We start from the raw sequence: 13098 nt of genomic DNA on the forward strand, positions 1-13098 counted from the left end.
CCGCCGTAGGGCTGCATCTGTCGTCGACGGCCCGACAGCGAGGGGGATGGATCGCATGCGCGTGTTCGACCTGCCCGAGCGCCTGGTGGCCAAGGACGACCCGGCGCTGATCGCGGCCGACGAGGAGCACTTCGCGGCGATCGCGGAGAGCCTGGAGCGGACGGTCGCCGAGCTCGCCGAGCGGCTCGCGGCCGAGCGGGCCGCGCCGGTGAGCGCGGGACAGGCGGCCCTGGACCGGGACCTGGAGGTGCACCGGCTCGCTGCCCGGTTGCGGACGCTGCGCCGCTACGGACTGGACCTGTGCCTCGGGCACCTGCAGCCCGCCGACGGCTCGGAACGGGTCTACGTCGGGCGGCTCGGCCTCACCGACGCCGACGGGCGGCGCCTGCTCGTCGACTGGCGCTCGCCGGCCGCCGAGCCGTTCTTCGGTGCGACCCACGCCAACCCGATGGGGCTGGCGAGCCGGCGCCGCTACCGGTGGACCCGTGGGCGCATCACCGACTACTGGGACGAGGTGTTCACGCCCGACGGGCTGGAGGGCCACGCCGCGCTCGACGACCAGTCGGCGTTCCTCGCGAGCCTGGGTGCGCACCGGTCCGAACGGATGCGCGACGTGCTGGGCACCCTGCAGGCCGATCAGGACGCGATCATCCGGGCCGGGTCGCGCGGGGCGCTCGTGGTCGACGGCGGGCCCGGGACCGGCAAGACCGTCGTCGCGCTGCACCGGGCCGCCTACCTCGTCCACTCCGACCCGCGGCTGCAGCAGCAACGACGCGGTGGCGTGCTCTTCGTCGGGCCGAGTGTGCAGTACCTGTCGTACGTCTCCGACGTCCTGCCCAGCCTGGGCGAGGAGGGGGTTCTGGTTGCGACCCTGGGCGACCTCGTACCTGAGGGAGCGTCAGCGCAGCCGGAGACCGACCCCGAGCTCGCGCGCCTGAAAGCCGCCGCGGCGTGGCCGAAGGCGGTCGACGCGGCGGTCGCGCTGTACGAGGAGCCGCCGGCGGCCCCGCTGACCGTCACGACGCCGTGGGCCGAGGTGCGACTGACGCCGGAGGACTGGGTGGAGGCATTCGCCGCGGCCGACCCGGGGACGCCGCACAACGACGCCCGCACGCCGATCTGGGACGAGCTGGTCACGATCGTCGTCGACAAGCACCGTGAGGTGCTCGGGGAGGAGGAGTTCGCCGAGGGCCAACTGCGGCGGTTCCTCGGGCAGCACCGGGAGCTCGTGGCCGCGTTCAACCGCGCGTGGCCGCTGCTGGAGGCGACGGACATCGTCGCGGACCTGTGGGCGGTGCCGGCCTATCTGCGGCGCTGCGCGCCGTGGCTCTCGGTCGAACAGGTGCGCCGCCTGCAGCGGCCGGAGGGTTCACCGTGGACCGTGGCGGACCTCCCGCTGCTCGACGCCGCCCGGCAGCGGCTCGGTGACCCGGAGGCCGCGCGCCGGCGCCGGGCCAACGCGGCGGAGCTCGCGCTCGAGCGCGAGCAGCGGTCCGCCGTCATCGACCGCATGATCGAGGCGGACGACGACCACGAGAGCACGATGTGGATGTTCCGCGACGTCGGCGGCCAGGACATGCGCGAGGTGCTCGTCGAGGACTCGGTCCTCACCCTCGACGTGGACGCCTACGCCGGGCCGTTCGCGCACGTCGTCGTCGACGAGGCGCAGGAGCTCACCGACGCGCAGTGGCAGATGCTGCTCGCCCGCTGCCCCTCGCGCAGCTTCACGATCGTGGGGGACCGGGCGCAGGCCCGCCACGGCTTCCCGGAGACCTGGGAGGAGCGGCTGCACCGCGTCGGGCTCGACAGCGTCCGCGTCGCGACGCTGACCGTGAACTACCGGACGCCGACCGAGGTCATGGCCAAGGCGGAGCCGGTCATCCGCGCCGTGCTGCCCGACGCCAACGTCCCGACCTCGATCCGCAGCAGCGGCATCCCCGTCACCGTCGGCGCGACCGCCGACCTGGCCACGATCCTCGACGACTGGCTCGCCGCGAACGCCGAGGGAGTCGCCGCGGTCATCGGGGCGCGCGACTTCGCGGGACGGCCCCGGGTTGCGGCCCTGACCCCGGAGTCGGCCAAGGGGCTGGAGTTCGACCTGGTCGTCCTGGTCGACCCCGACGAGTTCGGGACCGGCATCTCCGGCGCGGTCGACCGCTACGTCGCGATGACCCGCGCCACCCGGCAGCTGGTGCTGCTGGCGAGCTGACGAACCGTCAGCTGCAGGTCTTCGCCGCGAGGACCCGCCCGGCGGCCTCGCGAACCCGGGCCTCGGAGAGGCGGCCCGCGCGGACGTCGCGTTCGAGCGAGTCGAGCAGCTTCGGGACGCGGGCGGGTGCGGCGAAGAACAGGGCGAGGTCGGCGCCGGCGCCGATCGCCCGGCGCAGCGACTGCCCGATGCCGAACGGGACTGCCTTCATCTCCGACAGCTCGTCGGTCACGACCAGGCCGTCGAAGCCGATCTCCGTGCGCAGTGCCCGGTACACCGCCGGGTCCAGCGAGGAGGGCAGGCCCTTGGTCGACAGGCCCGGGACGGTGAGGTGGCCCATCATCACGGCGGTGCCGGTCGCGCCCAGCGTCCGGTAGGGCTTCCAGTCCGACGCCCGCAGGGACGCCACCGGCGGGGTGACCGCGGCGCCGCGGTGGGAGTCGCCCGTCGCGCGACCGTGGCCGGGGAAGTGCTTGAGAGTGGGCAGGACGCCGGCCTCGCGCATCCCGGCGGCGAACGCACCCGCGAAGCGGGAGACGTCGTCGGGACGGGCCGCGTAGGCGCGGTCGCCGATCGCCGGGTTGTTGCCGGCGAGGTCGACGACCGGCGCCAGATTCATCGTGATTCCGTACCGGTGCAGCTTCTCGCCGCGCTTGCGGGCGAGGGCGCGCACCTGGTCGGGCCGGAGCTGGGCCTGCTTGCGCGCGCTGCGCATCGAGCCGGCGGCCGCGATCCGCTGGACGCGCCCGCCCTCGTCGTCGGCCGAGACGAGCGGCGGCACGGCGGACTTGGCCAGCCGCTTCAGCCGGCCGTCGGTCAGCTCACGCATGCCGTCGCCGTGCAGGAACAGCCCACCGATCCCGAGCTTCGCGAGCTGGGTGAGCTCGGCCCGGGTGGGTGCGGCGACGCCGACCATCAGCGTCTGGGCGAGAGCCGCGCGCAGCGGCATCGTGGCCGCGTCGGCGCAGGTCGGCGCGGGTGCGGTCGGGGTCGAGAGGGACGAGAGCCGGGCCACGCGCCCGTCGGACTGCGACAGGGCGATCACGCCCGTCCCGGCCGCGAGTGCGCCGACGCCGAGCACCGCGACCAACGCGCGGCCGCGCCACCCCGTCACCACCGGCTTGCGCCGACGGCGGTGCTCGCCCCTCATGCGCTCCCCTCGGCCGGACGGGCGTCCGGGGAGGACCCTACGGGGGCTTCCTGTGCCTCGGGGCCCGGACGACGAAAATGCGCGGCCCGCCACACCGGGTGCGGCGGGTCGTCCACAGGCAGGTCTAACCACCGGGCGACCTGATCTAACCTCGGGCGGTGCCCACACCGTCCGTCCGCGAGCTGCTGCAGGCAGCGGTGGGTGACATCGGCGGGGTGGAACGGCCGGGTCAGCTGCAGATGGCCGACGCGGTCGCGGAGGCGCTGCGGACCGAGGAGCACCTGCTCGTGCAGGCCGGGACCGGGACGGGCAAGTCGCTCGCCTACCTGGTGCCCGCCCTGCTGCACCGCCGGCCGGTGGTGATCTCCACCGCGACGCTGGCCCTGCAGGCCCAGCTGGTCCGCCGTGACCTGCCGCGTCTGGTCGAGGCGGCCGAGCCGCTGCTCGGCCGGCGGCCGGAGTTCGCGATCCTCAAGGGCCGCAACAACTACGTCTGCAAGCACCGCGTCGGAGGCGGCGTCCCCGAGGACGACGGCGAGACCTTGTTCGAGGTCGCGGCGCCGTCGAGTGCGCTCGGTCAGGACGTCCTGCGGGCTCGGGAGTGGGCCGCGACGACCGAGACCGGCGACCGGGACGACCTCGTGCCCGGCGTGGGAGACCGCGCCTGGGCCCAGGTCTCGGTGACCTCCCGGGAGTGCCTGGGCGCGACGCGTTGTCCCGAGGGCCCGGAGTGCTTCGCCGAACGCGCCCGCGAGAAGGCGGCCGAGGCCGACGTCGTCGTGACCAACCACGCGCTGCTCGCGATCGACGCGCTGGAGTCGATGCCGGTCCTGCCCGACCACGGCGCGGTCGTCGTCGACGAGGCGCACGAGCTCGTCGACCGGGTCTCGGCCACCGCGACGGCCGAACTCACGGTCAACGCGGTCGAACGTGTGGGCCGGGCGGCCGCGAAGGTGGCCGACGAACGGCAGGTCGACATCCTGCTCGGCGTCGCGGAGGGTCTCGGCGCGACGCTCGCCAACATCGACGAGGGCCCGCTCAACCCGATGCCGCCGTTGCTCGCCGCCGAACTCGGCGCGCTGCGCGACGCCGCCCGCAACGCGCTGGTGTCGATCTCGACCTCACGTGACGACAGCTCCGACGTCCTGCTCGCGAAGAAGATCGCGCGCGGCGGGCTGGAGGAGATCGCCGACGTCGCGACCAAGCTCGCCGCGCCCACCGAGTACGACGTCGCCTGGCTGGCGGTCGAGGACCGGCGCGGCCGGGTGCTCCGCGTCGCGCCGCTGTCGGTGGCGGGACTGCTCCGGTCCGCGCTGTTCGACTCCCGGACCGTCGTTCTCACCTCGGCCACCCTCGCCGTCGGCGGCGGCTTCGACGTCACCGCCCGCAGCGTCGGCCTGCCGACGGGGGAGAAGTCGGGGGAGAAGCCGGAGACCGCGGCCGAGGGCGAGGACAAGCCGCTGCGTTGGAAGGGCCTCGACGTCGGGTCCCCGTTCGACTACGGCAAGCAGGGGATCCTCTACGTCGCTCGGCACCTGCCGACGCCGGGCCGCGACGGACTCGGGCCCGCCGTGCTCGACGAGCTGGCCGCGCTGATCGAGGCCGCCGGCGGCCGGACGCTCGGGCTGTTCTCCTCCCGTCGGGCGGCGGAGTGGGCGGCCGCCGAGCTGCGCGAGCGCCTCGCCTTTCCCGTGCTGTGCCAGGGGGACGACACGCTCACCGACCTGGTCCGCCGCTTCGCCGACGACCCCGAGACCTGTCTGTTCGGGACGCTCTCGCTGTGGCAGGGCGTCGACGTGCCGGGGGAGTCCTGCCAGCTCGTCGTGATGGACCGCATCCCGTTCCCGCGGCCGGACGAGCCGCTCTCGGCCGCGCGGGCGCGCGCCGTCGACGCCGCCGGGGGCAACGGCTTCATGTCGGTGTCGGCCGCGCACGCCGGGGTCAGGCTCGCGCAGGGGGCGGGCCGGCTCATCCGGCGGGCCGAGGACCGGGGCGTCGTCGCGATCCTGGACCCGCGGCTGGCCAACGCCCGGTACGGCAACTTCCTGCGGGCGTCGTTGCCGCCGTTCTGGTACACCACCGACCGTGAGGTCGCGCTCGGTGCGCTCCGGCGCCTGTCCGGCGGGGGGAATCCCCCGCCGGACAAGCAACCTGAGGTGGCGTCAGGTACTGCCCGTTGATCTGATCCGGAGGGAAGATCAGACGCGGCGCAGCACGCTCACCACGCGACCGAGGATCGTGGCCTCGTCGCCGGGGATGGGCTCGTACGCGGGGTTGTGCGGCATCAGCCAGACGTGGCCGTCGCGGCGCTTGAAGGTCTTCACCGTCGCCTCGCCGTCGATCATCGCGGCGACGATGTCACCGGGTTCGGCCACCGGCTGCTGGCGGACGACGACCCAGTCCCCGTCGCAGATCGCGGCGTCGACCATCGAGTCCCCGGAGACCTTGAGCAGGAACAGCGTGCCGTCGCCGACGAGCTCGCGGGGGAGCGGGAACACCGACTCCACCGCCTGTTCGGCGAGGATCGGGCCACCGGCGGCGATGCGGCCGACGACTGGGACGTACGCGGCCGCGGGGCGGGCCGAGCGCATCGTCTCCTCGTCGTCGAGCTCGGGGTTCGGGGCCGGTGCGACCCCCTCGGGGAGCCGCACCTCCACCGCGCGCGGGCGGTTCGGGTCGCGGCGCAGGTAGCCCTTCTTCTCCAGTGTCGTCAGCTGGTGCGAGACCGACGACGTGGACGTCAGGCCCACCGCCTCGCCGATCTCGCGCATCGACGGCGGGTAGCCGCGGCGCTCGACGGAGTCGCGGATCACCTCGAGCACCTTGCGCTGGCGCGCCGTCAGACCGTCCGCGTCCGGTGGGCCGTCGGGAAAGGCGTGCACCTCACCCGCGGGCTCCGCCGCCGGCTCCCCTTTGCGTGATCGCGCCACCTGGTCCTCCTCGACGTTGCCGTGTCCGGCGGTAGCCGGCGGTAGCCGGCCGTAGCCGGCACTGTCCGGGCCGTTTCCGTGTCCCGAAACGTAGCGCGCACCGGCGACACGATCAAACATATGTTCGAGCGAGTCGTAGGAATTGTCGGAGGGTCCGTGTAGAACTTCGGTCAGACGTTCGATCGAACCTGTGTTCGAGCGTACGGGGACGGCTGGAGGAGGATTCTCATGAACGGCACGCTGAACCACACGGCCCACGCGACCCGGCACGCGACCGCCCGCGCGCACCTGCACCTGGTGCCGACGCCGACCGCGGCGGAGCTCGAGGACCTCGTCGCCCGCCCGGCGTCGGCGGCGTCGGCGGCGCCGCTGCGCCTCACCCGGCGCGGCCGCCTTGTCGTGGTGGTGCTGTTCCTCGGTGCACTCCTCGCCGGCGGGGTGCTCTTCGGCTCCACCTCCACCCGGGCGAGCGGCGAGGCCGGCCCGGCGCGGACCTACGAGTACCTGGTCGTCCAGCCCGGCGACACGCTCTGGGGCATCGCCAAGCAGGTGGCGCCGAACGACGATCCGCGGGCCACGATCGAGGCCATCCGCCGCCTCAACGCACTGTCCGACGGTGGCGTTCAGGCCGGCCAGCGGATCGCTCTGCCCTAACGGCGGGTGACCGCTCCGTGACCGTTCGTCCCCAGTTCCCGTGACGGCTGGGACGGGCGACGACGGATTCCCGGAACACGCCGGACACGCCCGATTCCGCCCGAGTTTCGGCGACCTCACCGGCTCTGACCTGCGGCGCTGCCCGCCCCCCGAAACGGGTTTTGTCGCCGTCTTGCCACGTGCGGTCTCGAGGACCTACGGTTCCCACATCTAGTAGTTACATCGCTGTAGTTACCCACATGTTGTCCCCATGTTGTGCTCAAGGGGTCAACACCTTCTCAACAGCCACATCCACAGGACCCCGGGGCAATCGCGGGGATCCGTCGAAGATTCGTTTCGGGAGCCGTCTGTGAACTGTCCGTTCTGCCGCGTCGCGGACACCCGCGTCGTCGACTCCCGGACGGCCGAGGACGGCACGGCGATCCGGCGGCGGCGGCAGTGCGGCCAGTGCGAGCGGCGCTTCACCACCGTCGAGGTCGCGAGCCTGAACGTGGTCAAGCGCAGCGGCGCGGTCGAGCCGTTCAGCCGGGACAAGGTCCTGGCCGGCGTCCGGAAGGCCTGCCAGGGCCGGCCGGTCGACCAAAACTCCCTCGCGTTGCTCGCCCACAAGGTCGAGGAGGCGGTGCGGAGCCTCGGCAGCCCCGAGGTGCCGGCGCACGAGGTCGGTCTCGCGATCCTCGGGCCCCTCCGGGCCCTCGACGAGGTCGCGTACCTGCGGTTCGCCTCCGTGTACCGGAACTTCGACTCGATGGCGGACTTCGAGGCCGAGATCGCGGCGCTGCGCGCCGAGCGCGCCCTCACCTACTGAGCACCACGCACCAGCGGCAACACCGGGAACAGCAGCAGGACCCAGTCAGCAGGACCCAGTCAGCAGAACCCAGCAGCAGCAGCAGTACCGAGCATCACCGGCCCGTTCGGGCCTGAACGACAAACCACGGGGAATGGCATGTACCGGCCTCGCCGGACGTTCCAACAGACGACGAGAAGTCGAGAGGAAGCGACGTGACCGAGATGGTGAACGGCGAGACGCAGGCCACGCAGGCCGGAGGGACAGCGCCGGGTTCGGTGCCCGGCCAGGCGTCGGGTCAGGCGGGCGCGTCGCGTCGCGGCCTGACGATCGAGCGCATCTTCACCACCCCGGGCACCCACCCCTACGACGACGTGACCTGGGAGCGTCGCGACGTCGTCATGACCAACTGGCGTGACGGCTCGGTCATCTTCGAGCAGAAGGGCGTGGAGTTCCCGTCGTTCTGGTCGGTGAACGCGGCGAACATCGTCACCACCAAGTACTTCCGTGGGGCCGTCGGCACCGAGCAGCGCGAGTGGAGCCTGCGTCAGCTCATCGACCGCGTCGTGCACACCTACCGTGACGCCGGCGTCCGGCACGGCTACTTCGCCACCCCGGCGGACGCGGAGATCTTCGAGCACGAGCTCACGCACGCGCTGCTGCACCAGGTGTTCTCGTTCAACTCCCCGGTCTGGTTCAACGTCGGCACCAACGCGCCGCAGCAGGTCAGCGCCTGCTTCATCCTCGCGGTCGACGACACGATGGACTCGATCCTGAACTGGTACCGGGAGGAGGGCCTGATCTTCAAGGGCGGCTCCGGCGCCGGCCTCAATCTCTCCCGCATCCGGTCGTCGAAGGAGCTGCTGTCCTCCGGCGGCACCGCCTCCGGTCCGGTCTCGTTCATGCGCGGTGCGGACGCCTCCGCCGGGACGATCAAGTCCGGCGGCGCGACGCGGCGTGCGGCGAAGATGGTCATCCTCGACGTCGACCACCCCGACATCGCCGAGTTCATCGCGACGAAGGCGCGCGAGGAGGAGAAGATCCGCGTTCTCCGCGACGCGGGCTTCGACATGGACCTCGGCGGCTCGGACATCAGCAGCGTCCAGTACCAGAACGCCAACAACTCGGTGCGCGTCACGGACGAGTTCATGCGCGCGGTCGAGAGCGGTGGCCAGTTCGGCCTGCGCTCGCGGACGACCGGCGAGGTCATCGAGAACATCGACGCCCGTGAGCTGTTCACCTCGATGGCGAAGGCCGCGTGGGAGTGCGCCGACCCGGGCATCCAGTACGACGGCACGATCAACGACTGGCACACCTGCCCGGAGAGCGGCCGCATCACCGCGTCCAACCCGTGCAGCGAGTACATGCACCTGGACAACTCCTCGTGCAACCTCGCGTCGCTGAACCTGCTCAAGTTCCTCCGTGACGACGGCACCTTCGACGCCGCGCAGTTCGCGAAGGTCGTCGAGCTCGTCATCACCGCGATGGACATCTCGATCTGCTTCGCGGACTTCCCGACCGAGCCGATCGGTGACACCACCCGCAAGTTCCGTCAGCTCGGCATCGGCTACGCCAACCTCGGCGCGCTGCTGATGGCGACCGGCCACGGCTACGACTCCGAGGGCGGCCGCGTCCTCGCGGCGTCGATCACCTCGCTGATGACCGGCACCGCGTACAAGCGGTCGGCCGAGCTGGCCGGCGTCGTCGGGCCGTACGAGGGCTTCGCGCAGAACGCGTCCGCGCACACCCGCGTCATGCGCAAGCACGCGGCGGCCAACGACGCGATCCGCTCGATGGACGAGATGGACCGCTCGATCCTCGCGCTCGCGACGAAGACGTGGGACGAGTGCCTGCGCGTCGGCGCGGAGAACGGCTGGCGGAACTCCCAGGCGTCGGTCCTCGCGCCGACCGGGACCATCGGCCTGATGATGGACTGCGACACGACCGGCATCGAGCCGGACCTGGCGCTGGTCAAGTTCAAGAAGCTGGTCGGCGGCGGCTCGATGCAGATCGTCAACCAGACCGTGCCGCGTGCGCTGGCCAAGCTCGGCTACCACGAGGAGCAGATCGAGGCGATCGTCGAGCACATCGCCGAGCACGGCCACGTCATCGACGCCCCCGGCCTGCGGCCGGAGCACTACGAGGTGTTCGACTGCGCGATGGGCGCCCGCGCCATCAAGGCGATGGGCCACGTCCACATGATGGCTGCGGTGCAGCCGTTCATCTCGGGCGCGATCTCGAAGACGGTCAACCTGCCGGAGTCGGCGACGATCTCCGAGATCGAGGAGGTCTACCTCCAGGGCTGGAAGCTCGGCCTCAAGGCGCTCGCGGTCTACCGCGACAACTGCAAGGTCGGCCAGCCGCTGTCGGCGTCGAAGTCCGGCTCGGACGAGGCGACGGCGACGGCGAGCGCGCCGGCGACGCAGATCGAGTACCGCCCGATCCGCAAGCGCCTGCCGAAGGTCCGCGACTCGAAGACGGTCTCGTTCGCCGTCGGTGGCGCCGAGGGTTACATGACCTCCGCCGCCTTCCCCGACGGTGGCGTGGGCGAGATCTTCCTCAAGATGAGCAAGCAGGGTTCGACCCTCGCGGGCATGATGGACGCCTTCTCGATCGCGGTGTCGATCGGTCTGCAGTACGGCGTCCCGCTGGAGACGTACGTCCAGAAGTTCACCAACATGCGCTTCGACCCGGCTGGCATGACCGACGACCCGGACGTCCGCATGGCGGCCTCGATCATGGACTACATCTTCCGTCGCCTCGCCCTGGACCACATGGCTCCGGAGGAGCGCGCGGCGCTGGGCATCTACTCCGCCGAGGAGCGGGCGCGCCAGCTGGAGACCGGGTCCTACTTCGCCGACGACGAGGACGACGACGTCGACGTCGAGGCCATGGCGCAGTCGGCCCCGATCGAGACCGTGGACATCTCCACCGGTGGCGCCTCCGCCACCTGGGAGGCTCCGGGCTCGACGACCGAGCTGATCGAGGCCCAGCAGGGCCGCACCGCGGACGCCCCGCTGTGCCTCACCTGCGGGACGAAGATGCGGGCCGCCGGCTCCTGCTACGTCTGCGAGGGCTGCGGCTCCACGAGCGGCTGCTCGTAACGAGATTCTGCGGCGAGCCGGAACCCCCTCCGGGGAGTCGCAGAAAACATCAGCCGACGGACGGTGGCACGATCGGCGGCTGAGCGTAAGAGGAGGGGCGGTCCCAACGGGCGGGACCGCCCCTCCGGCGTCAACCTCCTGCCCTGACGCGTCTTCTCCGGCGCGGCGCGCCCATTCCCGGGCCCGGATGCGCGCGCCACGCCGGAGAAGACGGGCTCAGGCGGCGTCGAACTCCGGGGAAGGGACCGGCCGCAGGGCGCCGACCACCCGGGCGCCGGCGCAGTCCTCGGTCGGCGCCGAAGCCGCCGGGGTGGCCGCGGCCCGGGTCTGCCGGACGAGGGCGATCAGGGCGAACGCGGTCAGCACCATCACCGCGGAGCCGTAGTAGTACGAGGTCGCCATGATGTCCCCGGTCTCGACGACCAGCACGCCGGCGACGATCGCCGGAGCCCCGAAGGCGACGTAGGAGATGACGAACAGCACCGAGATGACGCCGGCGCGCTCGTGCGGCTCGGCAACCATCGCCACCGAGCGCAGTGCGCCCTGGAACGCAGCGCCGAAGCCGACACCCGCGACGATCGCCGCGAAGAAGAAGCCGGTGCTGGAGACGTCGCCCGCGAGCATCGTCAGTCCGACGCCGGCGAACAGCGCGGCGGTGCCGATGACCATCGAGGTCTGCGGGTGGGTGTTCGCCAGCGCGAGCACCGCGACCGCGCCGCTGCAGGCGAGGACGAACAGCGCCCCGCCGCCGTAGACGTGGTTGACCGACCCGGTGATCCGGTGGACCAGCGCCGGGCCGAGCGAGCCGTAGAGCCCGGCCATCGACCAGCACGCCACCATCGCGGGTGCCGCGGCGATCAGCGGCCGTCGGGCCGCGGGCGGCAGCGCGAACTGCGGCTTGAGTGAGGCGAGCGCGCCCGGCTTCGGTGTCACGGTCTCGCGCATCAGGGCGACGCCGACGGCCTGCAGGACGAAGACGCCGAGCAGGACGAGGTAGATCAGGTGCTCCGGCGCCGGCAGCCACTGCACGAACATCCCGGAGACGACGGCTCCCGCGCCGGTCCCGACCATCGGTGCGACGGCGCTCGCGGTCGCGCCGCGGAGCTTGCTCAGGTCGAGCAGGCCGGCCCCGATCGCGCCGATGGCGGCGCCGGTCGAGATGCCCTGGATGAACCGGGCGGCCATCAGCGTCTCGACGTTCTCCGCGACGGCGAACAGCACCAGCGCCACCAGTTGCGCGGCCAGTGCCCCGAACAGCAGCGGCCGGCGGCCGATGTGGTCGGACAGGGAGCCGACCGTGAGCAGGGCCCCGAGCACCGAGGCGGCGTAGACGGAGAACACGATCGTCGTCGTGATCGCGGAGAAGCCCCACTCCTCCTGGTACACCGAGTACAGCGGGGTCGGGGCGCTCGCGGCGGCGAGGAAGGCCAGGGCCATCGAGCAGAGCAGGACGAAGGCCGCCCCGTCCGAGAGTCGGAAACGGGTCGACGCCGGTGCGGCGGACGCGGGCGGAGCGGTCGCGGCCATCGAGATGGTCCTTCGCCTGGACTCACCAGACAGGTCTGTCTGGCCCGTTGATGGTAGACAGACCTGTCTGTTAGAGTCAACCGGTATGAGCACCGTCACGCCGGACCGGGGCGCCCCGGAGCGTGCACCGTCCGCCCGCGAGCGGCTCCTGCGCGCCGCGGACGAGCTGTTCTACGCCGAGGGCGTCAACACGGTCGGGATCGACCGCGTCATCGAGCACGCCGGGGTGGCCAAGGCCAGCCTCTACAGCGCGTTCGGGAGCAAGGACGGCCTTATCCGCGCCTACCTGGACCGCCGCCGCGAGGCCCGCGCGCGGCGCATCGAGCGGCACCGCAGCCGGCACACCGACCCACGGGCGCGCCTGCTCGCGGTCTTCGACGCGTTCGACGAACTCGCCCACAGCCCGCAGTGGCGGGGCTGTCCGTTCCTCGCCGCCACCGGTGAGGCGCGCACCGACGCGACCGTCAACGAGGTTCTGGGTCAGGCTCGCCGCGAGACCCGGCAGTGCTTCCTGGAGGACGCCACCGCGCTCGGCGTCGCCGATCCGGAGTCGCTCGCGGACCAGCTCGTGCTGATCTTCGACGGCGGCATCGTCGGCGCGCAGAACCCACTCGACCCTAGTGCGGCCGTCCGGGCCCGCGCCCTGGCCGAGCTGGTCATCGACTCCGCGCCCCGCTAGGACTCTCCTGAATAATCCGCGCGGCGGTCGCGCGGTGGCTTGAGCCCGCTCGAGATGA

9 protein-coding genes are annotated in these 13098 nt (G+C 72.1%); 6 read left to right on the forward strand and 3 right to left on the reverse strand.

Translation table 11 applies throughout. From position 1 onward, the window contains the following. The first annotated feature begins 55 nt into the window (after positions 1-55). Positions 56-2209, forward strand: a complete 2154-nt coding sequence (gene helR / locus ABD401_RS15560) for an RNA polymerase recycling motor ATPase HelR (RefSeq protein WP_425566166.1) — start codon at positions 56-58, stop codon at positions 2207-2209. 7 nt (positions 2210-2216) lie between these two features. Here the strand turns inward: helR and ABD401_RS15565 are convergent, their stop codons facing one another. Beyond that, positions 2217-3359, reverse strand: coding sequence for a glycoside hydrolase family 3 N-terminal domain-containing protein (locus tag ABD401_RS15565; protein ID WP_344606328.1), 1143 nt, complete (start codon positions 3357-3359; stop codon positions 2217-2219). A gap of 158 nt (positions 3360-3517) precedes the next feature. Between ABD401_RS15565 and ABD401_RS15570 the strand changes: the two genes are divergently transcribed. Next, positions 3518-5539, forward strand: coding sequence for an ATP-dependent DNA helicase (locus tag ABD401_RS15570; RefSeq protein WP_344606330.1), 2022 nt, complete (start codon positions 3518-3520; stop codon positions 5537-5539). Between the two features lie 18 nt (positions 5540-5557). Here ABD401_RS15570 and lexA read toward each other — a convergent pair whose 3' ends face one another. After that, complete coding sequence (lexA, locus tag ABD401_RS15575) at positions 5558-6409, reverse strand: transcriptional repressor LexA (protein WP_344606332.1); 852 nt, start codon at positions 6407-6409, stop codon at positions 5558-5560. Between the two features lie 108 nt (positions 6410-6517). Between lexA and ABD401_RS15580 the strand changes: the two genes are divergently transcribed. From ABD401_RS15580 to ABD401_RS15590, 3 genes are all read left to right on the forward strand, one after another. After that, a complete protein-coding gene (locus tag ABD401_RS15580) occupies positions 6518-6943 on the forward strand; it encodes a LysM peptidoglycan-binding domain-containing protein (RefSeq protein WP_344606334.1) in 426 nt (141 codons plus the stop codon). Positions 6944-7292: 349 nt separating this feature from the next. Next, complete coding sequence (gene nrdR / locus ABD401_RS15585; RefSeq protein WP_344606336.1) at positions 7293-7751, forward strand: transcriptional regulator NrdR; 459 nt, start codon at positions 7293-7295, stop codon at positions 7749-7751. A gap of 203 nt (positions 7752-7954) precedes the next feature. After that, entirely contained in the window at positions 7955-10834 is a 2880-nt protein-coding gene (locus ABD401_RS15590) for a vitamin B12-dependent ribonucleotide reductase (RefSeq protein WP_344606348.1), read from the forward strand. A 216-nt stretch (positions 10835-11050) separates the two neighbouring features. On the opposite strand, the gene ABD401_RS15595 is transcribed toward ABD401_RS15590, so the two are convergent. After that, on the reverse strand, positions 11051-12361 hold the full coding sequence (locus ABD401_RS15595) for an MFS transporter (RefSeq protein WP_344606338.1): 1311 nt from the start codon (positions 12359-12361) through the stop codon (positions 11051-11053). 85 nt (positions 12362-12446) lie between these two features. Between ABD401_RS15595 and ABD401_RS15600 the strand changes: the two genes are divergently transcribed. Continuing rightward, entirely contained in the window at positions 12447-13040 is a 594-nt protein-coding gene (locus ABD401_RS15600; protein ID WP_344606340.1) for a TetR/AcrR family transcriptional regulator, read from the forward strand. Positions 13041-13098 lie beyond the last annotated feature (58 nt).

The organism is Sporichthya brevicatena (assembly GCF_039525035.1).
Taxonomy (GTDB): Bacteria; Actinomycetota; Actinomycetes; order Sporichthyales; family Sporichthyaceae; genus Sporichthya; species Sporichthya brevicatena.

Coding starts and splice junctions, on each gene's coding strand:
- ABD401_RS15565 (WP_344606328.1), bottom strand. CDS start 3,359: ATGAGGGGCGAGCACCGCCGTCGGCGCAAGCCGGTGGTGACGGGGTGG.
- ABD401_RS15580 (WP_344606334.1), top strand. CDS start 6,518: ATGAACGGCACGCTGAACCACACGGCCCACGCGACCCGGCACGCGACC.
- helR (WP_425566166.1), top strand. CDS start 56: ATGCGCGTGTTCGACCTGCCCGAGCGCCTGGTGGCCAAGGACGACCCG.
- ABD401_RS15600 (WP_344606340.1), top strand. CDS start 12,447: ATGAGCACCGTCACGCCGGACCGGGGCGCCCCGGAGCGTGCACCGTCC.
- lexA (WP_344606332.1), bottom strand. CDS start 6,409: ATGTTTGATCGTGTCGCCGGTGCGCGCTACGTTTCGGGACACGGAAAC.
- ABD401_RS15590 (WP_344606348.1), top strand. CDS start 7,955: ATGGTGAACGGCGAGACGCAGGCCACGCAGGCCGGAGGGACAGCGCCG.
- ABD401_RS15595 (WP_344606338.1), bottom strand. CDS start 12,361: ATGGCCGCGACCGCTCCGCCCGCGTCCGCCGCACCGGCGTCGACCCGT.